Origin of the sequence: Xanthobacter wiegelii, assembly GCF_043193855.2 — a bacterium.
GTDB classification, from domain to species: Bacteria; Pseudomonadota; Alphaproteobacteria; order Rhizobiales; family Xanthobacteraceae; genus Xanthobacter; species Xanthobacter flavus_A.
The window spans coordinates 3018767-3042236 of the sequence record NZ_CM195529.1 but is presented as its reverse complement, the minus strand read 5'-3'; the positions used below and the strand labels follow the sequence as shown (position 1 = coordinate 3042236).

Annotated in this window: 24 protein-coding genes; 7 read left to right on the top strand and 17 right to left on the bottom strand. The window is 68.1% G+C overall.

Annotation, left to right across the window (positions count from 1 at the left end; all coding sequences use genetic code 11):
• Positions 1–157 precede the first annotated feature (157 nt).
• From V5F63_RS14075 to V5F63_RS14060, 4 genes are all read left to right on the top strand, one after another.
• Positions 158–304 carry a hypothetical protein gene (locus V5F63_RS14075; protein ID WP_209483116.1) on the top strand — a complete coding sequence of 49 codons (147 nt, stop codon included), beginning with the start codon at positions 158–160 and terminating at the stop codon, positions 302–304.
• Positions 305–331: 27 nt separating this feature from the next.
• Positions 332–1503 (top strand): IS3 family transposase gene (locus tag V5F63_RS14070; protein ID WP_509210802.1). Its coding sequence is split into 2 segments (ribosomal slippage): positions 332–602 and positions 602–1503, totalling 1173 coding nucleotides; the frame shifts between segments, so codons are not numbered across the junction.
• 223 nt (positions 1504–1726) lie between these two features.
• A complete protein-coding gene (locus V5F63_RS14065; protein ID WP_394102321.1) occupies positions 1727–2479 on the top strand; it encodes an enoyl-CoA hydratase/isomerase family protein in 753 nt (250 codons plus the stop codon).
• A 95-nt stretch (positions 2480–2574) separates the two neighbouring features.
• Complete coding sequence (locus tag V5F63_RS14060) at positions 2575–3363, top strand: IclR family transcriptional regulator (protein WP_394102322.1); 789 nt, start codon at positions 2575–2577, stop codon at positions 3361–3363.
• Positions 3364–3415: 52 nt separating this feature from the next.
• Here the strand turns inward: V5F63_RS14060 and V5F63_RS14055 are convergent, their stop codons facing one another.
• The 5 genes from V5F63_RS14055 to V5F63_RS14035 form a co-directional block, all read right to left on the bottom strand.
• Complete coding sequence (locus tag V5F63_RS14055; RefSeq protein ID WP_394102323.1) at positions 3416–4567, bottom strand: CaiB/BaiF CoA transferase family protein; 1152 nt, start codon at positions 4565–4567, stop codon at positions 3416–3418.
• A 101-nt stretch (positions 4568–4668) separates the two neighbouring features.
• Entirely contained in the window at positions 4669–5247 is a 579-nt protein-coding gene (locus tag V5F63_RS14050) for a cysteine dioxygenase family protein (protein WP_394102324.1), read from the bottom strand.
• 424 nt (positions 5248–5671) lie between these two features.
• Positions 5672–7684 (bottom strand): hypothetical protein, encoded by a 2013-nt coding sequence (locus V5F63_RS14045; RefSeq protein ID WP_394102325.1) that lies wholly within the window; start codon positions 7682–7684, stop codon positions 5672–5674.
• A gap of 19 nt (positions 7685–7703) precedes the next feature.
• Complete coding sequence (locus tag V5F63_RS14040; RefSeq protein WP_209483104.1) at positions 7704–8495, bottom strand: molybdopterin-dependent oxidoreductase; 792 nt, start codon at positions 8493–8495, stop codon at positions 7704–7706.
• Positions 8496–8510: 15 nt separating this feature from the next.
• A complete protein-coding gene (locus V5F63_RS14035) occupies positions 8511–9152 on the bottom strand; it encodes a cytochrome b/b6 domain-containing protein (RefSeq protein ID WP_394102326.1) in 642 nt (213 codons plus the stop codon).
• A gap of 140 nt (positions 9153–9292) precedes the next feature.
• Here V5F63_RS14035 and V5F63_RS14030 point away from each other — a divergent pair, with 140 nt between their 5' ends.
• Complete coding sequence (locus V5F63_RS14030; RefSeq protein ID WP_394102327.1) at positions 9293–9763, top strand: PRC-barrel domain-containing protein; 471 nt, start codon at positions 9293–9295, stop codon at positions 9761–9763.
• Between the two features lie 16 nt (positions 9764–9779).
• On the opposite strand, the gene mtnK is transcribed toward V5F63_RS14030, so the two are convergent.
• From mtnK to V5F63_RS13995, 7 genes are all read right to left on the bottom strand, one after another.
• Positions 9780–11042, bottom strand: coding sequence for an S-methyl-5-thioribose kinase (gene mtnK / locus V5F63_RS14025; RefSeq protein WP_394102328.1), 1263 nt, complete (start codon positions 11040–11042; stop codon positions 9780–9782).
• A 13-nt stretch (positions 11043–11055) separates the two neighbouring features.
• Positions 11056–11925 (bottom strand): nucleoside phosphorylase, encoded by an 870-nt coding sequence (locus V5F63_RS14020; protein WP_394102452.1) that lies wholly within the window; start codon positions 11923–11925, stop codon positions 11056–11058.
• A gap of 9 nt (positions 11926–11934) precedes the next feature.
• The gene (locus V5F63_RS14015) at positions 11935–12663 is read right to left on the bottom strand and encodes a glycosyltransferase family 2 protein (protein ID WP_209483095.1); all 729 of its coding nucleotides are present in this window, start codon (positions 12661–12663) and stop codon (positions 11935–11937) included.
• The gene (locus tag V5F63_RS14010) at positions 12664–13731 is read right to left on the bottom strand and encodes a radical SAM protein (protein WP_394102329.1); all 1068 of its coding nucleotides are present in this window, start codon (positions 13729–13731) and stop codon (positions 12664–12666) included.
• 38 nt (positions 13732–13769) lie between these two features.
• Positions 13770–14564: a TIGR04282 family arsenosugar biosynthesis glycosyltransferase gene (locus tag V5F63_RS14005; protein WP_394102330.1), complete on the bottom strand. Its 795-nt coding sequence runs from the start codon at positions 14562–14564 to the stop codon at positions 13770–13772.
• Between the two features lie 98 nt (positions 14565–14662).
• Positions 14663–15301 (bottom strand): pyridoxamine 5'-phosphate oxidase family protein, encoded by a 639-nt coding sequence (locus V5F63_RS14000; protein ID WP_394029601.1) that lies wholly within the window; start codon positions 15299–15301, stop codon positions 14663–14665.
• A 139-nt stretch (positions 15302–15440) separates the two neighbouring features.
• Positions 15441–16004 carry a carboxymuconolactone decarboxylase family protein gene (locus tag V5F63_RS13995; RefSeq protein ID WP_209483086.1) on the bottom strand — a complete coding sequence of 188 codons (564 nt, stop codon included), beginning with the start codon at positions 16002–16004 and terminating at the stop codon, positions 15441–15443.
• 131 nt (positions 16005–16135) lie between these two features.
• Between V5F63_RS13995 and V5F63_RS13990 the strand changes: the two genes are divergently transcribed.
• A complete protein-coding gene (locus tag V5F63_RS13990) occupies positions 16136–17083 on the top strand; it encodes a LysR family transcriptional regulator (RefSeq protein ID WP_394102331.1) in 948 nt (315 codons plus the stop codon).
• Between the two features lie 64 nt (positions 17084–17147).
• Here the strand turns inward: V5F63_RS13990 and V5F63_RS13985 are convergent, their stop codons facing one another.
• The 3 genes from V5F63_RS13985 to V5F63_RS13975 are packed head-to-tail and all read right to left on the bottom strand — an operon-like array spanning position 17148 to position 19283.
• Positions 17148–17885 carry a haloacid dehalogenase type II gene (locus V5F63_RS13985; RefSeq protein ID WP_394102332.1) on the bottom strand — a complete coding sequence of 246 codons (738 nt, stop codon included), beginning with the start codon at positions 17883–17885 and terminating at the stop codon, positions 17148–17150.
• Positions 17886–17927: 42 nt separating this feature from the next.
• A complete protein-coding gene (locus V5F63_RS13980; RefSeq protein WP_394029605.1) occupies positions 17928–18527 on the bottom strand; it encodes a TetR/AcrR family transcriptional regulator in 600 nt (199 codons plus the stop codon).
• 57 nt (positions 18528–18584) lie between these two features.
• Positions 18585–19283: a glutathione binding-like protein gene (locus tag V5F63_RS13975; RefSeq protein WP_209483077.1), complete on the bottom strand. Its 699-nt coding sequence runs from the start codon at positions 19281–19283 to the stop codon at positions 18585–18587.
• 160 nt (positions 19284–19443) lie between these two features.
• Between V5F63_RS13975 and V5F63_RS13970 the strand changes: the two genes are divergently transcribed.
• Positions 19444–20148: a glutathione S-transferase family protein gene (locus V5F63_RS13970; protein ID WP_209483075.1), complete on the top strand. Its 705-nt coding sequence runs from the start codon at positions 19444–19446 to the stop codon at positions 20146–20148.
• A 3-nt stretch (positions 20149–20151) separates the two neighbouring features.
• Here the strand turns inward: V5F63_RS13970 and V5F63_RS13965 are convergent, their stop codons facing one another.
• Positions 20152–22350, bottom strand: coding sequence for an amylo-alpha-1,6-glucosidase (locus V5F63_RS13965; RefSeq protein ID WP_394102333.1), 2199 nt, complete (start codon positions 22348–22350; stop codon positions 20152–20154).
• Positions 22337–23422: a glycosyltransferase family 4 protein gene (locus tag V5F63_RS13960; RefSeq protein ID WP_394102334.1), complete on the bottom strand. Its 1086-nt coding sequence runs from the start codon at positions 23420–23422 to the stop codon at positions 22337–22339. Before V5F63_RS13960 ends, V5F63_RS13965 begins: the two co-directional genes overlap by 14 nt.
• Positions 23423–23470: the final 48 nt, after the last annotated feature.

The window sequence follows — 23470 nt, the reverse complement described above, 5'->3', positions numbered from 1 at the left end:
CCATCGACAAGGGGCACGGCAGGTGGGCAATGGCGGCTGGTGCCGGCCTTGCCGACCTCGCTTCCTGACGCCAACGCAGGATGTCAAATCTCATTTCGGTACTGGCCGCACGGACCTCCCAAGGCTCGCCGCACTGAAGCGTGTTTGGCGGGTGTCGATGGCCAGCCTCGTCTTTGCCGCTGACCGTGCCGGCAAGCTGACGCCGGCTCAGAAGAACTATATCTGGCAGCAGTTCTCGATCACCAAGATTCGCATGGCAGAACCGCCACTGATCCTCCCCCGTTTTTGTGGACACCCATGTTAGCTTTTGCGAGCTTCAGAGGAGTGTTCGATGGGCACACGGCGCCGGGTGTTTCCAGAGGCGTTCAAGCGGGAGGCCGTTGAGCGGGTAACCTCCAGCGGTCTTTCCGCCGGGCAGGTGGCGCAGGAGCTGGGGCTGCACGAGACGGTTCTGCGGCGGTGGGTGAGAGATCTGGCACCACAGGCGACGGGGCCGGCGCGGCGCCCGATCCTGCAGGCGGCGGGCCCGTCGCCGGCGGACCTTGCTGCGGAGAACGCCCGGCTCAGGCGGGAGAACGAGCGCCTGCGGATGGAGCGCGACATCTTAAAAAAAGCCGCGCTCATCTTCGGAGTGGCCTCCCGATGAAGTTCGGGTTCGTCGATGAGCATCGCGCTGTGTGGCCGGTTCGCGTGATGTGCGCGGCCCTCGGGCTGTCGGCCAGCGGCTATTATGCCTGGCGCGCCCGGCCGGAGAGCTTGCGCGCGCACACCAACCGGGCGCTCACCGACGACATCCGGCTGATCCACGCGCAGAGCAGCGGGACCTATGGCGCGCCCCGGATCCATGCGGTCCTGAGAGGGCACGGTCGGCGCGTGGGCCGTTCCCGCATCGAGCGGCTGATGCGCCGCGCCGGCATCCGGGGCCTGGCCGCCTTGCCAAGGCGCACGCGGACGACCGACAGCCGCCATTGCTATCCGATCGCTCCCAACAGGCTCGCCCGCAATTTCAGGACCTCCGTGCCGAACCAGATCTGGCTGGCGGACCTCACCTACATCCCCACCGGCGAGGGCTGGCTCACCCTTGCCGGCGTGCTCGACATGCACACCCGCAAGCTGGTCGGCTGGTCCATGCGCGAGACATTGCACACACAGATCGCGCTGGAAGCCCTCGCCATGGCCATCGAGCGCCAGCGGCCGGCACCCGGCCTGATCCACCATTCGGACCGCGGCATCCAATACGCTTCCGAAGCCTATCGCGGGGCGCTTGCTACCGCGGGCATCACCCCATCCATGAGCCGCAAGGGCGATTGCTGGGACAATGCGCCAATGGAGAGCTTCTTCCACACCCTGAAAACCGAGCGGGTCCACCATCGCCTCTATGCCACCAGGGCCGAGGCGCGACGGGATCTGTTCGGATACATTGAGGGCTTCGACAATCCCCGCCGCCTGCACTCGGCCCTCGGCTACATCAGCCCGGCCGAGAGGGAACGCAGAGCGGCTTAACCCCGTCCACTTTCTCGGGGGAAGATCACTCCTTGAGGTCTTGGGCGCTCGAGCCCCGTGCCTCCCGGTTGAGGCGGCCAGCGCGGTCGGCCGACGGAGATTCGGACTGCCGGCATGCGCCAGACCGTATGTTGTTTTATTATTTAGAACACTATTCTATATAGCGCCCTGCGCTCGCTTGTGACCGAGACAGCATTCCGACTGCGGACGAAGGAATCCGATCATGGCCGACGCCACTCTGACCTGGTCTCTCGACGACGCCGTGTGTCGCATCGTTCTGAGCCGGCCGGAGAAGGGCAATGCCCTTAGCGGGGCCGCGGTGCGCGACCTTGATCGCGCCTTCGACGCCGCCCTCACGCAGGGCGCGCGTCTGGTCGTTTTCGAGGGCGCGGGGCGCCATTTCTGCACTGGCTTTGACCTGTCCGATCTCGACAGCGAGAGCGACGGCGACCTTCTGCTGCGGTTCGTGACCATCGAGGGGTTTCTGCGCAAGGTGTTCGATGCGCCTGTCGTGACCGTGGCGCTCGGGCGTGGCAGCGTGTTCGGGGCGGGCGCCGATCTCTTCGCAGCCTGCGATCATCGCATTGCGGTGGAGACGCCCCGTTTCGCGTTTCCCGGCTCCGGCTTCGGACTGGTGCTCGGCACCGCTCGCCTTGCCAGCCGCGTCGGTCGCGACCGTGCCCGCAGCATTCTGTTGCGGGGCGAGGTCATCGACTCCGCCCGCGCACTGGCCATCGGTCTCGTGACCGAGCAGATCGCGGAGGAGGACATCGATGCCGCGCTGGCGGACCTCGTGCGGGAGGCGAAGCGCCTCGACCCGCAGACAGTAGCCGCCTTGCGCGGAGCCACCAAGGTTGGGGATGCCGATGCAGAGCTTGCGGACCTCTGCCGCTCCGCCGCCCGCGACGGCCTCAAGGCGCGCATCGTCGCCTATCGCGCTCACGTTCTGGCCTCGGCCAGACAGAAGACGGCCTGATCCGGCCGGCCCCGGTTGAGCAGGACCTGCCCAAGCTTGACCTCTCCGGGGAAGGCAGTTACGCCCTTTAATGCTCCGTACTGAATAGTGATACAGTGGATCGTACACTTCTCAAGGGACTGCGCGTTCTGGAGCATCTGGCCGGTCGACCCGCGCCCGGAGGCGTCAGCGAGCTTGCGCGCGAGCTCGATATGACCAAGAGCAACGCGCACCGCACGCTTCAGACGCTCGTCGCCGCCGGCTTCGTGCGGGCGTTGCCGGGCGGCACTTATGACTGCACGCTGAAAGTCTTCGAGTTGGCGGGGCAGGTGCTGGGGCGGCTCGATGTGCGGCAGGTCGCCGAGCCGTTCATGCGCACGCTGGCGGATGCGACCCTTGAGACGATCCATCTTGCGGTCCTCGATGGCGCCGAGGTCATCTATCTCCACAAGATCGAAAGTCCGCATCCGGTGCGGGCCTATTCCTCCATCGGTGGCCGGGCGCCGGCGCATTGCGTCGCGTCCGGAAAGGCGCTTCTGGCCTACCAGCAGGACGAAGCGCTGCGCGTCTTCTCCGATCCGCTCGCGGTTTTCACGCCGAATTCCATCTCCACGCTGGGCCGGCTGCGCGAGGAACTGGCGCAGATCAGGGATGCGGGATTTGCGGTGAATCGCGGCGAATGGCGCGAGAGCGTGTGGGGACTGGCGGCCATCGTCAAAGACGGCACGGGAGCCCCCGTCGCCGCGATCGGCATTTCCGGCCCTGTCGACCGGCTGCAGGACAGCTTCCCGTCGCGATACAGGGACGTGGTCATGCGGACGGCCGTCGATCTGTCACGGGCGCTCGGCCACAATCCCGCTCTCATGTCGGCGCGCGCGTTCAACCCGCCGAAGCCGATGGCCTGACGGGCCTGACCTGCGGCCGGCCGGTGACATCGCCGGCCGCGTTTTGAGCCCCCTAAGCCGTCTCGCGGCTCGGGGCCGTCTGGAAGACCTCGTCATTGTGCTCGCCAAGCTGCGGCGGCGGCCGGTCGATGCCGAAGCCCTTGCCGGAAATGCGCAGGGGCGAAACGAAGGTCTTGGTCATCACGCCCGAGGGAAGCTGCACCGGCTGAACCCATTCCATGTGGGCGACCTGCGGATCGGCCAGGGCCTGCGAATAGGTGTTGATCGGCGCGCAGGGCACCCCGGCTTTGCGGAACATCGCCAGCAAGTCCTCGCAGGTGAAGGCGGCGAATTCCTGTTCCAGGATCTCCAGGAGGTCGGCCTGGTTCTGCGCCCGCAGGCCGGTGGAGGCGAAGCGCGGATCCTCGAACAGATCGGGGCGGGAGATGGCCTCGCACGCCGCGCGATAGAGCCCATTGTTGCCGGCGGCCATGGCGAAGTAGCCGTCCTTGGCCCGGAAGGCCTGATACGGCGCGTTGCGGGGGTGCGCCGAGCCGAGGCGCCGCGGGTCCCTGCCGCTGCCGAAATATTCGCTGGTCTGCAGCGCCCCCATGGCGAGGGAGGCGCCGAACATGGAGGCGTCGATATGGCCCCCCCGCCCGCCGCCCCGCACATGGAAGAGCGCCGCGGCGATGGCGTAGGCCGCATAGAGACCGGTGCCGAAATCGGAGATCGGCACGCCGCACTTGACGGGTGGGCTGCCCGGCTCGCCGGTCACGCTCATGACGCCGCTCATCGCCTGAAGCGTGAGGTCGAAACCCGCCTCGCGAGAGCGGGGTCCTTCCTGTCCAAATGCCGAGATCGAGCAATAGACAAGGCCCGGGTGTCCCTCGCTGACCGAGGCATAATCCAGCCCGAGCCGCGCCATCACGCCCGGCCGGCTGTTTTCCACCACGACGTCCGCCGCCGCGATCAGATCCAGCGCGCGCTGCTTGTCGCGCGTGCCCTTGAGATCCAGCGTGACCGATCGCTTGTTCCGGTTCAAAGAGGCGAAGTTCTCGCTGAACCCCCCGCTCAGCGGGGGCCATTGGCGCATGGAGTCGCCGCCGTCCGGATTCTCCACCTTGATGACGTCTGCGCCCATGTCTGCGAGCAGCATCGCGCAGAACGGGCCTGCGGCCACGGTGCAGAATTCGACGACTTTCACTCCGGCAAGGGGTTTCAATCTCTTCTCCTGAAAACAGGTCAGGCAGGCCGTCGCCCGGGCTTTGGGGGATTGCCGTGCAAACTCGATGGATCTTGACGGCGGCCGCGCCCGCCGGCTCTCTACTTGTGCTCCCAGAAATTGGGAGTGACATTGCGAGAGTAGCCGCTGCGAAATGTCTTGATATTTGCGTCTCTGGCGTACGCGTGACGGTTTATCGCGCCGATGTTTCCGCCATAGAGGTGAATGGAAACAGAGGATTTGCTGAGGCTCCCATTTTTCACCTTGTGAATGTCTCCGATGGTCGGCGAGACCATGTCGATGTCGCCGCTTTCGAGAATTTCGAGGGCCCCTTCGGGTTGCATCGCCCCCTCGGCGATCTGGTAGCGCTGGGAGGTTTCCGATCCGCGCAGGACGCCAAGCAGGCCCCAGACCGTGTGGTCGTGGATCGGCGTCTCCTGGCCTGGCCCCCATACGAAACTGACCAGGCTGAACCGCTCGAGCGGGTCGCAATGGAGCAGATACTGCTGGTAGGTGCGCTCGTCCGGGCGGGCGAAGGCGTCGGGCAACCATTCGTCGTTGGAGATCAGGTCGCTCATCAGCGGCTTTGCGGCCTGCAGCATGGCCGGCTCGTCAAGGCGCTGGTCCGCGAGCAGGGTGAGCTCACGGATGAAAGTGCGGAACCTGCTGCTTCCTGACATGGGCACTCCTGCCGTCCGTGCGCCGATCTTGTCCGCCGGAAAGGCTGCCTGATGCCCCCAGGGGTCCGGCAACGACCGCCGTATCAATATTTGGAACGTCGTCCCATATTCTAGTCGCGGTGTCTGGGAGGTCAATGAAAACCTCGGCGCGGAATGCTGAGAGAAGGCGGGAGCTATGCGCACGCCCTAAGCGCCGTACCGCGCCTGTCTCGCGGACCGTCATTGCCCGGAGGGGCAGGGCTATCTGTTCGGACGGCCGGTGCCGGCGATGGAGTTCGAGACGCGCCTGCGCCAATCGGGCTTCTTGAAGCCCCCAGTGACGGTGCTGCCGCGCGAAAGCGGGCGACCGCATGAACCCGCGCGGCTCGTGCCGAGAGTGAACCGGCGAATCCAACGCCGCTGGCTTCGTTGTTGGGGCAGACGCTCAGGGCGCGGCCTCGCGCGCCACATAGATGCGCCAGCGCCCGTCTTTCTCTTCAGCCAGCCGATAGAGGGCGCTGGATACGAAGGGATCGGCGGTCCACGCGCCGTCCTGCGGCGTGACGACAATGCCGTCGCAGCCGAAGGTCCGGCGCAGGGTCGCGACATCCTCCGCCGTTCCCATCCCGGCGAACACCCGACCGAAGAGGGCCGCCGCGTCCGTGCGCGCCGATGCGGAGAGGGGCGCGAAGGCGAGCGCCATCTCCTCGCCGCCGAAGCACGAACGGCGGCGCGACAGGAGCGCCCACGACAGGTTGATCGGCCAGGGCGTCAGCTTCTCCAGCCGCGCCGGATTGCTGGCGATCCGCACCTGCGGTCCCACGTGCCGCCGCACCGCCTGCCACAGCGCCGGATCGCTAGCGAATGTTCGGCCATCGGCGCTCTGCTCGCCCGCGATGTTGCGCCGGGCGAGGGCGAGGGTGTCCGGCAAGCCGATGGCAATGAGCGCGAGGCCGGCGGCCAGCAGCGCGAGCCCGGTCCGGGCGCGCGTCGTCTCGACCGCCCGAGACAGTGCTGCCGCGAGCGCGGCGCCGGCAAAGGCCGCGAGCACCAGCACCGCCGGCAGGACGGCGCGCCAGCCGAGATCGTTGTTCTCCCCCACGGTGCTTTGCAGGGCCGCGCTGACCGCCAGAGCGACAATGACGAGCGCCCCGAGCGCCCGAGCCGTCTGCTGCTCGGCCCTGCCGGCCACTCGCCCGGTAAAGACCAGAGCGAAACCCACGACGCCGGCGAACAGGACGCCGGGAAACTCCACCGGCAGCAGTACCAGCCCATAGGAGAGGGGATCGAGCACCGCGCGCAGAGCCTGCGGCCATCCCGGTCCGAGCACGGGGAAGGGGACCATCTGGACGGGCATGCCGCTCCCCCGCGCTGCCGCCGCATGGATCTGCGCCATCAGCAAAGGGGCCACCAGCGCCAGCGCCACCAGCGCCGCGCCGGCCAGTGCCGCAAGGAACCGCAGTCGCCCCACCGGAGGAGGTGAGAGGCCCAGCACCAGCGCCGCCGCCGTTCCCGCCAGAGCGAAGGTCACCCCGCCCACCCACAGGGAACTGCCGAACGCAGCCGCAGCCGCCAGCCCGATCAGGCCCGCGAGCACCGTAGCCTCCCCGGCGCACCGCCCGGCGCGCAGCCGCGCCATGAGCAGCACCGCGATCACACAGGCGGTGGCGGAGCTCACATGATGCGGGCTCCAGCTCGTCTGATAGAGAAGACCGGCGAGGCCCGAGGCGGGTTCGAGCACGTGGTCCACCCGCGCCCCACCGAACAGCGCCGCAAGGACCGGCCGCAGGGAGCCCGCCGATGCGGCGAGGAGCGCGAGGAAGGGCGCGGATAGGCTGGGGTTCAGGCGGAAGGCGAGCCCCGCCACCAGCGCCAGCGCGGCGAAGCCGGTGAACCAGGTGGCTGCAGCATCTGCCGCCCAGCCTTGCGCGCCGGAGAGGAGGGCGAGTTCCGCTGCGCCGAAGTGCCAGAGATAATAATAGGCCACCGTCCCTGCCGCGCCGCCTGCCCCGAACACCGGGTTGGCTGGGGGGATGGCCCGGTTCTGGGCGATCTCGTCGATCAGGATGATCTTGGCGTGATCGTAGATGGGTGAGGCGAGGGCGATGGCGCCGTCCGCCGTCACCTTCGGCAGCACCCCCAGCATGGGCACCAGAGCAAGGAGCCCCGCGAACACGAGCGCGGAGAGCGGAAAGGCCGCTTCATCCCGCGTGCGCGGCAGGGCGAGCGCGCACAGGCTCACCAGCGCCGCTGATCCGATGATGACGACCGGCGAGAGGCCGAACAGATGGGCCACGGCGAGGGCAGCCGGTGTCTGCGTCGCCCATCCGAGCGCCGGAGCGAGCGCCAGCGCCGCGGTGCGGCCTTGCCCCAGTCGCCGCGCGAGAAGCCAGCCGGGCAAGGCCCACAGGAAGAGCGCCAGCAGGATGCACGGGAGAAGGCTCGGAAGGGAAACCATCACCGGGCAGCGCCGGCCGTCACAGGCCGGCGAACCAGTTGAATCCCTGCTTCTCCCAGAACCCAAGAGGGTAGGTGTTGGTCACTTCGATGGCGCGGATCCATTTGGGATTCTTGTAGCCGAGCTTTACCGCGGTGCGCAGCCGCATCGGGGCGCCGAACGGGTCGGTGATGGGTTCGCCCGCATAATGGGTGGCGAGTATAGTTTGCGGGTGGAGCGCCGAGGCCATGTCGATGCTCTCCATGTAATCGTCGTTGCCGTAGAAGGCGATGTACTTGGCCGAAAGGTCCGCACCGACGCGGGTGAGGAAATCCCTCAGGTTCGGCCCGGACCACTGGCCGATATAGTCCCAACCCTCCACGCAGATGTGGCGGATGATGACTTCCTGCTGCGGCAGGGCATTGATGCGGTCCAGCGTCCACGGCCGCTTGTCCTTGATGAGGCCGGAGAGTTCCAATTGCCAGGTGGAGACGTCCACCGGCTTCACCTCGTCGATCTCGTAATAGGCGTTGAAGCGGGGCGGCTTCACCACGAGGTCGCGGGAATAGGTGGGGGCGAGCCGCTTCGGGTCGAACAGGGCGGCCTGCACGCCGTCGTTGAAGTCGGAGACTGTGCGCAGAACGCCCTGAACCTCCTCGCGATTGGAGATGTCGCAGCCGGCGAGGAGCGACAGCGCGCCGAGGCTCAGCGAGCCGCGCAGCAGCTTGCGGCGATCGATGCGCTCGAGGAGGGCGCGGTTCTCGACCATGAGGCTCTGGTCGGGCCGCGCGATGGAGGCCCGGTTCGGCCGGAAGAAGGAGCGGAGGGACATTGGCGTGGCCTCAGATCAGCGCGATGGATCGGGCGCGGGTGCGCCATCGGCGTGCAGGGGGGCGGGGGCGGGCAGGCGGGGGCCGCCGGTGAACATGGCGACGAGAGTCTTCGGCACGAGCAGCGCAAGGGTGACGTGGACCACCATGAACAGCACGATGGCCGCCATGCCGAGGAAGTGGATCAGCCGCGCGGACTGGAAGCCGCCGAGCATCGAGACGAGCCCGGAGAACTGCACCGGCTTCCAGATGGCGAGGCCCGAGGCCACCTGCACCACGATGATGGTGATGACACCCACATAGAGCACCTTCTGCACCGCATTGTAGTGGGTGAGATCCTGGTGCTTCAGGCGAAAGCTCAACGCGGCGACGGCCTCGGCAATCACTTCGCGCGGCCGGATGGGGAAGAACAGGCGGGCGAAGCGACCGGTGGCGACGCCGTAGGCGAGATAGGCGAGGCCATTCAGCACCAGCACCCACATGCCGAAGAAGTGCCACTGGAGCGCGTGCTGTGCCCACACCCCGAGCACGATGGCCTGCGGGAAATGCAGAAAGCCGAAGATCACCTCGTCATTGTAGATCTTCCAGCCGCTACCGATCATCACGATCATGGCGATGGCATTGGTCCAGTGCATGATCCGCAAGGGGAGCGGATGCATGCGTCTTGATATGTTGTCTTTCATGTGCATCCCTCGCGTTTCGGGATTATTGAATTTCATTTTGTGTCACGTAATAAATATTGACCATTCATCGTAAATGATGACGTATATCGTCGATAAAACGATCTTGGAGACTTCGCATGCGCCCCAGTCGTTCTGTTCTTGCGCTCGCCCTTGTCCTCGGCGCCACCGCCGCCGGCGCGCCGTCCTTCGCCGCCGGTCCGCCCCACGCCAGCACCCAGACGCAGCCGGCGGAGGACGCTCTCACCCCCGCCGAACGCATGGCCACGCGCTTTCCGCAAAAGGTGCGGGTAGGCGATCTCGTGGGCCTGCCGCTGCTCGATTTCGATGACCGCACGCTGGGCTTCGTCACAGAGGTGGCGCGCACGCCGGAGGGTGGCATCGTGCTGGTGGTGCCGGTGGGCGGATGGTTCGGCCGCGGTGGCCGCCCCGTGCCGGTACCCATCGAGACGGTGGCGATCCTCGGGCGGCAGATCGCACTCCTCGACATTCCGCGCGACGACCTGCCGAAGCTCGCGGCGTGGACACCGGGGGCGGGCCAGAGCGTGCCGGCGGACGACATCATCCGCATCGCCATCACCCGGCGCTGATGGGGAAAGGGCGCGGTCACGGCCGCGTCCTTTCCGTTTCCGCCAGCAGGTTCGCCGCCTCGATGGAGGGGATCTGCCACCGGTTCAGCGCCAGATGACGGCCGAAGCCGAGGGCGCGCCGTTCCAGCCGCGCGCGCAGGACCACATCCGCGATGGTCTCGAACTCGGCGATATGGGCGAGGCCGAGGATGCGGCGGATGATCTCCATGCCGGCGAAGCCCAATGCGTCCTGCCAGACGCCAGTGAGATGCGTCGTAAGCGCCACCGTCGCGCCGCCCTCATCCCCCTGCGCCTCGAACAGATCGAAGCCACCGAGGATGCCGGTGCGCTCGTGTGCCCACAGGCGCGAGAAGTCCGCCTCGAAGGTCCGCCACAGGGTGCCGGCGGTGGCGAGCAGGAATGCGCTGTACGAGCCCGCCGCCCGCGCGTCGGCGCGGTGGGCCTCCTGCGCGAAGGCGGCCATCCAGAGGTTGGCGAGGCATACGCCCACATCGAACCCCATGGGGCCATAGAGGGCGAACTCCGCGTCGATGACCCTTGTGTCGGTGGGCGTCGCCATCACCGATCCGGTGTGGAGGTCGCCGTGCAGCAGGGTCTCGGCGCAGGTGCAGAAGCGCGCCTTCATCTCCACCGCCGCGAGCTTCAGAGGGCGGTCGGCGCGGAAGGCGCTCGCGATGTCCTCCAGCCCCGGCGTATGCCGGTTGAGAGGCGCGGCCTTGAACGGGTCCGAGAAAACCAGTTCCTCGGTGATGCCGGCGAGTTCCGCATTGCCCGCGAACAAGGCGAGATCGGCCTTGCGCGCCAGCGTGGGCATGCACCAGTCCGAGCCCCGGAACAGCGTGCGGGCGAGATAGAGCCCGAGATGGGTGCCGAGCAGCGGCAGCTCCTCCCCCGCCATGAAGGCGCGGCGCACCACCTTGTGCGGTGTCAGATGCTCCATGGCGAGCATCGCCTGGGCGGGGTCGAAGAAGAGGAGTTCCGGCGTGCGCCCGGGATCGCGCGTGCCAAGGCGCGACAGCGCCTCGTGCTCGAAGAAGGCGCGATCGAGGGACATGGGCCAGCTCTCGCCCACTACGCGGGCATAGGGCAGGGCCTGCTTCACCACGACGGAGCCCTTCGGCCCCTCGACGATGAAGACGAGGTTGAGGTTGCCGTCCCCCACCTCCCGCACCTGCCAGGCATCGGCCGGCCCGAGGCGGTCCAGAAGCTCCGGTCGGCCGCCGAGGCGGTGGGGCAGGCTTTCGGCGTCGAGGGCGAGATAGGCGGTGCGGTCGAGCATCGGGGCCGTCCTCTCAGCGGGGGTGGACGGCGCAGTGCGCCATCCAGGCCTTGGCGAAGCCGACGGCGAGGGCGATGGAGCGCGCCGCGCCGTTGTCGTCGCCCTTCTCGAAGTCGCCATGCACCTGGCCGAGTTGGTTGGTGACGTGCGCGAGGCAGAGCACCGGCCTGCCTTGCGCCTGCGCGAAGGCGTAGAGCGCGGCCGCCTCCATCTCCACCGCCAGCAGCCCCTCGGCCTTGCGGCGGGCGATGGCGGCCTCGGTTTCACGGAAGGGGGCGTCAGTGGTCCAGGTGGCCCCGGTCAGCACCGGCCCAGCCTCGTCGCTGCAGGCGGCGCGGGCGATGGTGATGACTTCCGGGTCCGCCGGGGCGAAGGGCGCGGGCGGCAGATAGTGGTAGCTCGTGCCCTCGTCGCGGAGCGCCCGGTCGATGATGATGTGGTAGGACGGCGGCGCGTGCGCGGCGATCTGCCCGGCGGAGGCCACCGAGATCAAAAGCTCGCAGCCGCAGACGAAGGCCTGCTCCGCCACCAGCACGGAGAAGGACGCGCCCACCGCATATCCGACGATGCCGAAGGAGAGGCCGCCTGCCTCCCAGGTCCACATGTCCGTGTGGTAGCAGGCCCAGTAGGGCGAGCGCGTCGCGCCGAAGTGGTCGCGCACATAGTCCACCATGTCGCCGTCGGGATCGAGCAGCACCACGCGCGGCACCGGGCCGGCGTCGAGCCCCTTCTGGCGGCGCGCCTCGCGCATCATGTTCTCGGGCCGGAACACCGATGGCGCGCGGTGATCGGCCCGCTCGATCAGCGGCAGAAAGCCGGAGGGGACAGGCACGGCGCGGATGCGCGAGAGGTCGTCGGTGTCATCGAGCGGCTGGAGCAGCATGGCGGTCACTCACATCTTGTTCGGCGCGACGGCGGGCGCGGCGCTCTGGGTCGCGACCCGCAGGAAGGTGGAGACGATGCGGCTGCCGGCGGTCAGCGTGGTGGAGAGGTTGCCGGCGACCTTGGAGACGCCGCCCCTGCGGCGGCGGTAGGCGACCGGAATCTCGACGATGGCGAGCCCGGCGCGGGCGGCGCGCATCTGCATCTCGATGTTCCAGCCGTAGGTGAGTTCCCGCATGCCGAGGCCGAGCAGCGCCTCCCGGCGGATGGCGCGGAAAGTGCACATGTCCGAATAGGCGACGCCGTAGAGCGCGCGCATGCCGATGCCCGCCGCCCGCCCCGCCGCCACCTGATGCCAGGCCATGGCGCCCGGCTCGCGCACGCCGCGGGTGCGGGACGCGATGACGAAATCCGCCTTGCCCTCGGCGAGCGGTTTCAGCAGGGCGGGCAGGAAGGCGGGGTCGTCCGCCCCGTCCGCATCCATGAAGGCGATGATGTCGGCGTCGCGCGCCTCGCACACGCCTGCGAGACAGGCGCGGCCGAAGCCGCGTCCGGAGGCGAGGACGGTCGCGCCGGCTGAGGCCGCGATCTCCCGCGTGCCGTCTGTGGAGCCGCCATCGGCGACCACCACGAGATCGACGATGCCTTTCGGAATCTCGGCGAGGGTGCCGGCGATGGCCTCGGCTTCGTTCAGCGTCGGGATGACGAGGGCGATCCTCGGAGCGTCTGCGCGGGCCATCTAGAGGCTCCAGCGCAGGCCGCAGTTGGCACAGGCGGCCGGCGGCGTTTCGGAGAGGAGGCCGGCGCGGAACGCCTTGTAGGCGTCGCCGTGCCAGATGTCGGAGAGCGGCTGGGTCTTCGCGTCGCCCAGCGTGTAGTTCTCGTATCCGCGCTGGGAAAAGGGGGCGATGCAGCAGGGCAGGGCGCGCCCGTTGGCGGTGAAGTACATCACCGTCCACGGCCGCCGGCACATGGACCATGGCGAGCCGTCCTCCGGCCGCTTCAGGCTCATGCCGGGCTCGGAGGCCGCGCCGGAGGCGGAGAAGACCATCCCCAGCTCCGCCGCCACCCGCGCCGCCTCGGCGATATAGGCGGCCTCGTCGGTGTTGATCTGCTCGTAGAGCGCCTGGTCCGGCCTGGCGCGGCCGATGGCTTCCTGCTCGAAGAAGACAAGGCGCTGGAGATAGACTTCCCGCACGCCGAGGTCCGCCGCCACGCGCACGAAGTCCGGCAGCTCACAGATCGTCTCCTTGAGCCCGGTGAGCCAGGCGGAGACGCGGGGATTGGTGTGGCCCTCGCGCTCCTGAAGCTCGCGGAAGGCGCGGACGTTCTTCAGGATGCGGTCGAAATAGTTCTTGCCCCGGATGGCGCGGTAGGAATGCGCGTTGGCGGCGTCGAGCGAGACGCGCAGCTCGTCGAGACCGGCGGCGATCATGGCGCGGCCGTTCTTCTCGGTCAGCACCGTGCCGTTGGTGTTGAACAAAACGTAGGTGCCGCGGTCCTTCAGGTAGCGGACCATGCGGTCGAGGTCCGGCACCAGCATCGGCTCGCCGACGCCATGCAGCACACAGCGTTCGAGATCGGGGATCTGGTCCACGATGGAGGTGAACAGCTCCCAGCTCATGTCCGCGGGCGGTTCAAGCTCCTCATAGGTGCGCGGGCAGGTGGTGCAGAGCAGGTTGCAGCGGTTCGTGGTCTCCAGATAGAGGCAGACCGGCTTTCGCACCGGCACGCTGGTGCGCTCCGTTTCCGCCCGCTCGAAATAGCGTCGCGAGACGGCGGGTGCGCCGGGGGTGAGAGCATTCATCGGCAAGGTCCGTTGCTGGAAGTCAGGGGCAGTCGCGCTCAGGATGCGCGGCGGCAAAGCGGATCGGTGTCGGCGACGGGCAAGCCCAACCGTTCGGCGAGGTCGGCGTGGGCGAGGAGGCGCCTCAGGAGGTTGGTGCTGTTGCGCGCGTCGCCCCGGGCATGGGGCGCGGGGCCGAATGGAATGCCGGCGATCAATTCGCCATGGAGCAGCCGCAGGGCATGGGCGTCGTCCACGTCGTACCAAGTCGGGAGCACATGGACGGGCAAGCCGATCTCGGTGGCGCGCGCCATCGTCTGCGCGAAGACGCGCTCGGTGCTCCAGTCGATGTCTGCGAACAGGTGCCAGTGCGGCGCCTTCAGCCCCAGCACGTAATAGCCGCCGTCCGTGGACGGGCCGAGAACCGCGCGGTCGCCGGGCTGGGCGAGCACATGGGCGAGTTCCGCGAGCAGGGCAGGGGGAAGCGTCGGGCTGTCCGCGTTCAGCACCGCCGCCGCCGGATGTCCCGAAGCGAAGAGGTGGGCGAGGGTCATCGTGAGGCAGGCGCCGAAGCCGGGGGCCACAGCCTCCATCCGGCCGACGCCGGGCGGCAGCACGGCATCGAAGAAATGCGCGGCCCCCGCCGGACCATAGGCCACGTAGGGCGTGATGGGCGTCATATGCCCGGCGGCGAGGATGTTGCCCACGATGTCCTGAATGAAGGCGGTGTTGAACGCCGCCGCTTCCCGGGGATCGAGCGGCGGACAGAGCCGGGTCTTGGTGCGCCCCGCCGCCGACGCTTTCGCCATCACGGCGATGGCACAGGCGCGCACGTCCTCGCACAGGTCGGTCATGGCACGCCCCCGTTCCGGCTTGCTTGTCTGAGAGAGATTTCGCGGGGGACACGACCTCCGTTACGTCGCTCACGAACGAGTGAAGCGGGGGCGTGGCGTCACGTGCCGGCTTCGCCCAGACGGCCGCGCAGGCGGGCGACTTCCGCCTCCAGTGCGCCGATACGCGCCTCGCGCTCCTCCAAGGCGGCGGCGACCAGCGGCGCGTCGATCTTCTGCGGGATGTGCTGCGGGCAGTTCACGTCCCAGGCGGAGACCTTGAGGAGCAAGGCGCGCTCTGGGATAGCTCCGTAGTCTTCCGGCATCAGCCGCGCCACGAGGTCCGCGTCGCCCTCCACCACGGAAAGCTCGCCCCACACCTTGATGCGGCGGCGGTGGGTGTAATCCATCAGGAAGAGGAAGGCCTTCGGGTTCTCCGAGGCATTGCCGACCGTGACGTATTGCCGGTTGCCGCTGAAATCCGCCATGCCGAGGGTGTGTTCGTCCAGCACGCGGATGAAGCCCTTCGGCCCGCCGCGATGCTGCACATAGGGCTGGCCGGCGGCGTTGGCGGTGGCGAGGAAGGCGGTGTCGATGCCGCCGATGAACTGCACGAAATCCGGCGTCAGCTCCGTGCGGAAGCCGCCGCGTGCCTCGACGCGGGCATAGGCCTGGCGGGAGCCACGCGCCTGCTGCGCGGCCTTCACCGCCGCCGTGAAGGCGACATCGCTGGAGGGCGTGATTGCAAGGGGTTCGGACATGGCAGCCTCCTTCGGAAAACAAACTGGCTTCTGGCCCTGTGGGGAGCCCGGCGGTGAGGTTTCGGCCGGCACCCGCCCGCGCTCCGCTGTTTGGGGGCGGTTCGCCCGGAAGGGTGCGTTCGGATGCCGGCCGCAGGCCTCAGGCGGCCCGCGGCGCGCCGGAGCGCACCACGGGGAAGTCGATCTCGGTGCCGGCGACGTTGTTGAGGTAGTTGGTGAAGATGTTCACGGCGACGTGCGCCACCACTTCGACCAGCGCGCCGTCGTCGAGGCCGGCGGCGCGGGCGGCGGCGAGGTCTGCATCGCTCACCTGGCCGCGACGGGCGACCACGGCACGGGCGAACGCGATGGCGCCTTCCGCCTTGCTGTCCGCCGCGCGGCCGGCGCGGGCAAGGGTGATGTCGGCCTCGGAGAGGCCGGCGCCCTTGCCGATGAGGGTGTGGGCGGAAAGGCAATAGTCGCACCCATTCACCTCGGCGACGGCAATGGCGAGGCTTTCGCGCGTCTTCGCCGGCAGGGCGCCGCCACCCAACGCGCCGGACAGGCCAATGAGGCCTTCAAGAGCGGCCGGGGCGTTGGCGGCGACCTTGAACAGGTTGGGGGTGGCGCCGAACTTCGCCTGGACGGCGGAGAGCAGGTCCTTCGCCTTGCCAGTGGTGGTGGCGGGATCGAGGGCGGGGATGCGGCTTGAAGAGTGGCCCATGGGAGTGCCTTTCGCGTTTCGCTTCGGGTCGGCGTTCGTTCGCGGCCCGGTGACGAATAGCTAAGGCTTCCCGCTCTTGTGCAGAACGGCTATAATCTGAAAGCAATTGTTTCACTTCTTGAAATCGAGCCATGGACCGCATCGACGCCATGACCGCCTTCGTCGCCGCGCTCGACGAAGGGAGCCTCGCCGGAGCGGCGCGGCGTCTCGGGCGCTCTCCGGCGGCCATCACGCGCGCCGTGGCGCTTCTTGAGGAGCGGCTCGGCACCCGCCTGCTCCACCGCACCACCCGCGCGCTGCACCTCACCAGGGCGGGGGAGCGCTATCTCGCCGCCTGCCGCGCCATCCTGGCCGAGCTTGCCGAGGCGGACCAACTCGCGGCGGGAGAGCGCACCGATCCGCGCGGTCTCCTCTCCCTCACAGCGCCCGTCACTTTCGGGCGGTTGCATGTGGCGCCGCTGGTGGAGGAATTGCTGGAGGCGAACCCGAAGCTGGAAGCGCGCCTTCTGCTGGTGGATCGCGTGGTGAGCTTGATCGACGAAGGCCACGACGCAGCGGTGCGCATCGGTCATCTGCCGGATTCCAGCCTCGTCGCGACGCGGGTGGGGGAGGTGCGGCGCGTGGTCTGCGCCAGCCCCGCGTATCTTGCCGCCCATGGCGTGCCGCGTGTGCCGGCGGAGCTTGCGGGCCACCGCATCGTCTCCTTCTCGCAGGTCACGGACAATGCCACCTGGAGCTTCGCGCCCGGCCCCGGCGGTGGCTCGCGCAAGCAGGTGAATGTGCGCGCGCACTATGTGGTCAACGGCGCCGAGGCGGCCATCGATGCCGCCGTGCGCGGGCGCGGCATCACCCGGGTGCTCTCCTATCAGGTGGAGGAGGCGGTGGCCGCCGGGCGCCTCGTGCTGCTGCTGGAGGACTATGAAGGCCCGCCTTTGCCCGTGGCCATCGTCTATCCCGAGGCGCGCCTACCGGCGGCGAAGCTGCGCGCCTTCGTGACGTTCATCGTCCCCCGCCTCAGGAGCCGGCTCGCCGCCTTGCCGGTGTCGTCTGCCGCAAAAAATCTCTCCGGTCGGGAATAGGGGGCCTGCGCGCTGGTGCCGGCCTGTTCGGGGCGGCCGAGGTGCCGCCGCAAAGGTGTCGGGGTCAGCCGTTCCGGCGCCGGGCCACCAGCTCGGACAGGCTCGTCACCACCACGTCCGGCGCATGACCGAGAGCTTCCTCCTGCGTGCGCAGCGCGCGGTAGAAAGCTGAAGCCGCCAAAGGCCCGGGCGCGGCCAGCTCGGCGGCGAGGGCAGCTTCCGGCACGCGCGAGATGCGAGCCACGTTGAAGCCGAACTTCTTCGCGCCGGCGATGTCGAAGCCGTTGGAGGAGACGAACATGACCTCGCCGGGCGTCACGCCCAGCCGCTCCTCCACCAGCTCATATGCGCGGGGATCCGGCTTGAAGCAGCGCTTGGCATCGACGCTGATCGTCTCCTCGATGAACGGCGCCAGCGGCGATTGGCCGACCAGCGCCTGCAACATGGCGGGGCTGCCGTTGGAGAGAATGGCGCGGCGCACGCCCGTCAGCCCGGCCAGCGCCTCGGCCGCATCGGGATAGGCGGCGAGGCGGTTGTAGGCCTCGGCGACATCCTCGAACAATTGCTCCGTGGGCCTCAGCCCGAGGATGCCCAGCGTGTAGGTGAGGGCGCGGCGGGTGACGGACCAGAAATCCTGATAATCCCCCATGAGCGAGCACAGCCAGCTGTATTCGAGCTGCTTCATCCGCCACACCTGGGTGATGATCTCGCCATGGCCCGGAAAGGCCGCGTCCGTGACGGCGCTCACCGATTGCACATCGAACAACGTCCCGTAGGCATCGAACACATAGGCCCGGATCATGGGCGGCATCCCGACATGGAGGGGCTGGGATCGCGCGCCGGATCAGACCGGCGCGCGCGGATCGAGGGCGGCGAGGGCGGGCTTCACCACCCCCTCCAGCAGGTCGCGGCCGGGGCGCAGGCGCGCCAGCACGCGTAGGCCGAGATGGACGCCGAGGAGCATGCGCGCCAGCTCCTGCGCCGGCTCCCGGTCCTGGATGGTGCCATCGGCGCGGCCGGCCTCGACGCGGCGAGTGAGGAAGGCTTCCACCTGCCCGAGGGAGGCGAGCGCCGCGGCGCGCAGCTCGGTGTCGTGCGGCCCCATCTCCACCGCCGCATTCACCACGAAGCAGCCCTTCATCTCCGGGTCGTCGATCGCCCGCTCCAGCGTCTCGCGAAAGAAGGCGGCGATGGCCTCGCGGGGGGAGATGTCGGGTGCTTCCAGCCGGCGGATGCGTTCCGCCATGCTATGGCTGGCATAGCGCTCCAGCGCCTTCTCATAGAGCGTGCGCTTGTCGCCGAAGGCGTTGTAGAGGCTGGCACCGGTGAGGCCCATGGAGGCGGCGAGATCGCGCACCGAGGTGGCCTCATAGCCACGGGTCCAGAAGCAGCGTAACGCCGCATCCAGTACCTCGCCCTCGTCGAACGCCCTCGGCCGCGCCATGGTCCCCGTCTTTCTGCCTCTATTTCCGGCACAGCGTAACCCGCGCCGGAGAAGGCGTCATCCGGCCGGCCGGGCGGTCTGGCCGAACAGGACCTTCTTGCCCTCTTCGGTCACCGTCGGCCGCTTGGTGAAGGGTTCGCCCTTGGCATAGGCGGCGATGGTCGCCGGACGCGCCGCCACCGCCTCGAACCAGCGCTTGAGGTTCGGGAAGGTGTCGAGGTCCTGCTGCTGGCGCTGGTGCGGCACGATCCAGGGATAGATCGCCATGTCGGCGATGGAATAGTCCTCGCCCGCCACGTTGGCGCTCTTGCCGAGGCGGGTGTCGAGCACGCCGTAGAGACGGTTCGTCTCCTTCACGTAGCGCTCCATGGCGTAGGGAATGCGCTCCGGCGCGTACTGGACGAAATGATGGTTCTGCCCGGCCATGGGGCCGAGCCCGCCGACCTGCCAGAACAGCCATTCCAGCACACTCTTGCGGCCGCGCACGTCGGCGGGAATGAAGCGGCCGGTCTTCTCCGCGAGATAGAGGAGGATGGCGCCGGATTCGAAGATCGAAATGGGCGCTCCGCCGTCTGCCGGTGCGTGATCGACGATGGCCGGCATCCGGTTGTTCGGGGCGATGGCGAGGAAGTCGGGCTTGAACTGGTCACCGGCGCTGATGTCAACCGGGATGATCTTATAGTCTAGGCCTGCCTCTTCCAGAAACAACGTGATCTTGTGGCCATTCGGGGTTGGCCAATAATGCAGGTCGATCATGCGGGATCATCCCTCTACTGGCATTCACGCGATCTAAAATCGCGCAGAATGCATTTTCCGATGCCGACAACTTGCGCAGCCGTCTGATGCGTGCATTCTATATCAGTCGTTCTAAAACGCAATGCGCCGCTTCGGCGTCTGCCAGCGAAGGGTGGTCCCGGTGATCCGCTTCTATTTTCATCCCACGCCCAACCCGGCGAAGGTCGCGCTCTTCCTGGAGGAGACCGGCCTTCCCTACGAGATCGTGCCCGTCGACACGGCGAAGGGCGAGCAGCACGAGCCGGCGTTCCGCGCCATCAATCCCAACGGCAAGGTGCCGGCCATCGTCGATACGGAGGGGCCGGGGGGCGGAGAGGCGCGGGTGTTCGATTCCACCGCCATTCTCATCTATCTGGCGGAAAAGACGGGCCGCTTCGGCGGTGATCCGAAGGACCGGCCGGAGCTGCTCTCCTGGCTGCTCTTCATCGCCAGCGGGCTCGGGCCGTTCTCCGGCCAGGCGGTTCACTTCCAGCACGCGGCGCCCGAAGGGCTCGGCTATGCCGTCAACCGCTACCGGCGCGAAGCGGAGCGGCACTATCAGGTGCTCGACGACCTGCTGGCGACCCGCCCCTATGTCACCGGCAACGACTACACCATCGCCGACATGTCGCTTTGGGGCTGGGTGCTTCGGGCCGGGCGGGTGTTGAAGGGCGAGGAGGATCCGCTGGCGCGCTTCCCACACATCAAGCGCTGGTTGGCCGAGATCGATGCCCGCCCCGCCGCAGTCCGTGCCCGCGAGGTGGGCAAGGACCACAGCTTCAAGCCCATGGGCGACGAGGAATCGCGCAAGGCGCTCTTCCCCTCCAATTACCCGCCGGCGGCGTAGGGATCACGCCTCCACCCGGATGCCCACGTCGCCCTGTCGGTTGATCACGGACAGGGCGGCTGTGGCGTCCACCCGCTCCACCTTCACGTCGATCCGACCGTCCGCGACGGCGAGACCGGTGAGGGTGAGGGTGTCCAGGAATTCGGGCAGCATCGGCCGCTCGAACACCGCGCGCCGCTCGGCCACGTCGAAGCTGAGGCCGAGCGAGGCCTGGAGAAGCGCGAGTGGCGCCGCCGCTGCCCAGGCCTGGGGGGCGCAGGCGACCGGATAACCCACGGGCCCCCGATTGCGCTGGCGGGCGAAGCCGCAGAACAATTCGGGAATGCGCCTCAGGTCGAAATAGACGGACGCGCGAAACAGCCCCTCGAAGATGCGCGCCGCCTCGGCCCGGAAGCCATAGCGGGCGAGGCCCATCGCCACGACCGCATTATCGTGCGGCCACACCGAGCCATTGTGGTAGCTCATGGGATTGAAGCGCGCCTCGCCCGCCGCCAGCGTCCGCACGCCCCAGCCGGAGAACGAACTGGTGTCCATCAGGCACGCCGCCACCGCTTCCGCCCGCTCGGGGAAGGCGATGCCGGAAAACAAGGCGTGGCCGGCATTGGATGTGCGCACGCGGCAGGGTGCCTTGTCGCCATCGAGCGCCAGCACGTACGTGCCCAGAGCCGGATCGAAGAAGGCGGCGTCGAAGGCTGTCCGCAAGTCGCGCGCCCGCGCTGCGTAGGCCTCCGCCGCAGCCAGATCGCCGAGTGCCCGGGCGATGGCGGCGGCCGCATTCCACGCGGCATAGGCATAGCCCTGCACTTCGACGAGCGCGATGGGGCCGTTGGCGAGCTGGCCATCCGCGTGGAAGATGCTGTCGTGGCTGTCCTTCCAGCCCTGGTTCACCAGCCCGTCGCCGCGCCGGCGGCCATATTCGATGAAGCCGTCCCCATCGCGGTCGCCGTGCTCACGCATCCACCCCAGCGCCGCATCGAGAGACGGCCACAACTGGCGCAGCGTCTCGATGTCGCCGGTGCGCTCGAGATAAGCGCCGGCCAGCATCACGAACAGCGGGGTAGAATCGATACTGCCGTAATAGCGACGGAACGGCACCTCCCCGAGTTCCGCCATCTCGCCAAAGCGCACCTCGTGAAGGATCTTGCCGGGCTCGGCATCCGCCTCCGGATCAAAGGTGGTGGCCTGATTGGCGGCGAGATGCAGCAGCACGCCCCGTGCCAGTGTGGGCGTCACCCACAGGGTCTCGAACGCCGTGATCAGGGCGTCGCGCCCGAACACGGTCGAGAACCACGGAACGCCCGCGTAAGGGTAGGGGCCCTCCGGCAGATCGGTGATGAGCACGTTGAGGTCGCTCACCGCCCGCCGCAATCCCTCGTTGAAATGATCGTTGGAGGAGGACACGCCCGCCGAGCGCGCCGTTCGCGCCCGCATGTCGGCCCGGATGTCCTTGAGGCCGAGCCGGAACGCCTGCCGCGCATCACGCCCCGGCTCAATACCGTCACAGCGGATTTCCACGAAGATCAAGAAGCCTTCGCCGGGCTTCAGCGTGAGCCGGTAAAGTGCGCGGTCGGCCTTGAGCGAGGTCGGCGTCGGGGCGAAGGCGAGGCGCGTGGTCCGGGTGCGCGCATCAAGGCCGCGATAGGAGAGACCGACATGGCTTTCGCCAACGACCGGCGCCGCGATGCGGCCGCGCTTCGCCCGATGGGAGCCACGCACCTCGAAGAGGTCCACGAAATCGGCATCGAAGAACAGGCCGATCTCGAAGGTCCGGGTCTCGCCGTCGAAATTGCGAATGGACAGGCACTCATGGCACGCCCCCCGGAACAGGAAGCGCGACCGGCGCAGATGGATGAGGTCGTGCGCCAGTTCGGACTGGTCGCTGCGGGCGGGAAGGTCCGGATTGGTGAGGTCGCAGCTCAGCGTCGCGTTGTCATCGCGCACCGTGGAGCCGAGCAGCAGCGGGCGCACGCCATCGATGGTGAGGAAGAATTGCGACAGGTGCCGGGTGTCGCGGTGGAACAGGCCATGGTTGCTGGCAAGGCCGGGGACGGCGTCGCCATGGGCATCGAACACGGCGAAGGTCTCGTCGTGCTTGAGCGTGCGCGGCATCGCCTCGATCTGCGAGGCGCTGGCCGCGATGGCATAGCCCGGCTCCTGCGGGTCTGCGGCAGCGGCGCGGGCCGCGGCATCAGGTGGGGGCATTGACGCGCCCGTCGATCAGTTCGCGCAACGTCATGCGGGGGGGCACGGGTGCGGCAAGGCGCTCATAGAGGGCCACATAATCCCGCGCCATTCGCGCCGTCGAGAAGCGTTTCACGAACGTGCGGCGAATGGCGGCGCGATCGAGCCGGTCAAGCTCGCCGACGCGCGCCACCGCCTCGTCCTGATCGGCGACGATGAAGCCGGTAAGCCCGTTCTCCAGCACCTCCGGTACAGAGCCGCACCCATAGGCGATGGTGGGCGTGCCGCAGGACATGGCCTCGATCATCACCAGTCCGAACGGTTCGGGCCAATCGATCGGGAAGAGCAGAGCCCTGGCATTGCCGAGGAACTGCGCCTTCTGCCGCTCGTCGATCTCGCCGATGTACTCGACGCCGGGGGTCGCCTCCACCATGGGGCGGATCTTCTGCTCCCAGTAATCCTCGTCCACCCGATCCACCTTGGCGGCGATCTTGAGCGGCAGGCCGGAGCGGGCAGCGATCTCGATGGCGCGGTCCGGCCGCTTCTCCGGCGAGATGCGGCCGAGGAAGGCCAGATATTCGCCGCCCGCCGCATTGAAGGGCAGCAGGCTCTCCGGCAGGCCATGATAGATGGTCGACGCCCAGTTCACCGGCGGCATGGGCTTGCGCTGGTGGTTGGAGATCGAGACCAGCGGAAACTCGTCATACAGCGCATAGAGCCGGTGCGCGGCGACGCTGTCGAGGCGGCCGTGCAAGGTCGTGAGCGTGCGCGGCGCGTGCTCCTTCAGCACGGGATAGTGCAAAACGTCGACGTGCACATGGATTACGTCGAATTCGTCCGCCCGCCGGCGCACCCGCTCCAGCATGAGCATGTGGAACACGATGGGGTCGACCGGACCCGGCGACAGGCGCAGGCCCATCTCGCACATGGGCTCCAGCTGTGCGGACGTGAGCGAATCGCCGCTGGCGAACAGCGTTACCTCATGACCCTGCGCCACCAGCTCCTCGGTAAGATAGGAGACGATGCGTTCGGTTCCTCCGTAACGACGCGGCGGCACGCTCTCGATGAGCGGCGCGATCTGGGCGATGCGCATGTGTCTCTCCTCCGGCGTCGCCGGCGCGATGTGGACCGAGGATGCGGA

Coding starts and splice junctions, on each gene's coding strand:
- V5F63_RS14075 (WP_209483116.1), top strand. CDS start 158: ATGGCCAGCCTCGTCTTTGCCGCTGACCGTGCCGGCAAGCTGACGCCG.
- V5F63_RS14065 (WP_394102321.1), top strand. CDS start 1,727: ATGGCCGACGCCACTCTGACCTGGTCTCTCGACGACGCCGTGTGTCGC.
- V5F63_RS14050 (WP_394102324.1), bottom strand. CDS start 5,247: ATGTCAGGAAGCAGCAGGTTCCGCACTTTCATCCGTGAGCTCACCCTG.
- V5F63_RS14045 (WP_394102325.1), bottom strand. CDS start 7,684: ATGGTTTCCCTTCCGAGCCTTCTCCCGTGCATCCTGCTGGCGCTCTTC.
- V5F63_RS14040 (WP_209483104.1), bottom strand. CDS start 8,495: ATGTCCCTCCGCTCCTTCTTCCGGCCGAACCGGGCCTCCATCGCGCGG.
- V5F63_RS14035 (WP_394102326.1), bottom strand. CDS start 9,152: ATGCATCCGCTCCCCTTGCGGATCATGCACTGGACCAATGCCATCGCC.
- V5F63_RS14030 (WP_394102327.1), top strand. CDS start 9,293: ATGCGCCCCAGTCGTTCTGTTCTTGCGCTCGCCCTTGTCCTCGGCGCC.
- mtnK (WP_394102328.1), bottom strand. CDS start 11,042: ATGCTCGACCGCACCGCCTATCTCGCCCTCGACGCCGAAAGCCTGCCC.
- V5F63_RS14020 (WP_394102452.1), bottom strand. CDS start 11,925: ATGCTGCTCCAGCCGCTCGATGACACCGACGACCTCTCGCGCATCCGC.
- V5F63_RS14015 (WP_209483095.1), bottom strand. CDS start 12,663: ATGGCCCGCGCAGACGCTCCGAGGATCGCCCTCGTCATCCCGACGCTG.
- V5F63_RS14010 (WP_394102329.1), bottom strand. CDS start 13,731: ATGAATGCTCTCACCCCCGGCGCACCCGCCGTCTCGCGACGCTATTTC.
- V5F63_RS14005 (WP_394102330.1), bottom strand. CDS start 14,564: ATGACCGACCTGTGCGAGGACGTGCGCGCCTGTGCCATCGCCGTGATG.
- V5F63_RS14000 (WP_394029601.1), bottom strand. CDS start 15,301: ATGTCCGAACCCCTTGCAATCACGCCCTCCAGCGATGTCGCCTTCACG.
- V5F63_RS13995 (WP_209483086.1), bottom strand. CDS start 16,004: ATGGGCCACTCTTCAAGCCGCATCCCCGCCCTCGATCCCGCCACCACC.
- V5F63_RS13990 (WP_394102331.1), top strand. CDS start 16,136: ATGGACCGCATCGACGCCATGACCGCCTTCGTCGCCGCGCTCGACGAA.
- V5F63_RS13985 (WP_394102332.1), bottom strand. CDS start 17,885: ATGATCCGGGCCTATGTGTTCGATGCCTACGGGACGTTGTTCGATGTG.
- V5F63_RS13980 (WP_394029605.1), bottom strand. CDS start 18,527: ATGGCGCGGCCGAGGGCGTTCGACGAGGGCGAGGTACTGGATGCGGCG.
- V5F63_RS13975 (WP_209483077.1), bottom strand. CDS start 19,283: ATGATCGACCTGCATTATTGGCCAACCCCGAATGGCCACAAGATCACG.
- V5F63_RS13965 (WP_394102333.1), bottom strand. CDS start 22,350: ATGCCCCCACCTGATGCCGCGGCCCGCGCCGCTGCCGCAGACCCGCAG.
- V5F63_RS13960 (WP_394102334.1), bottom strand. CDS start 23,422: ATGCGCATCGCCCAGATCGCGCCGCTCATCGAGAGCGTGCCGCCGCGT.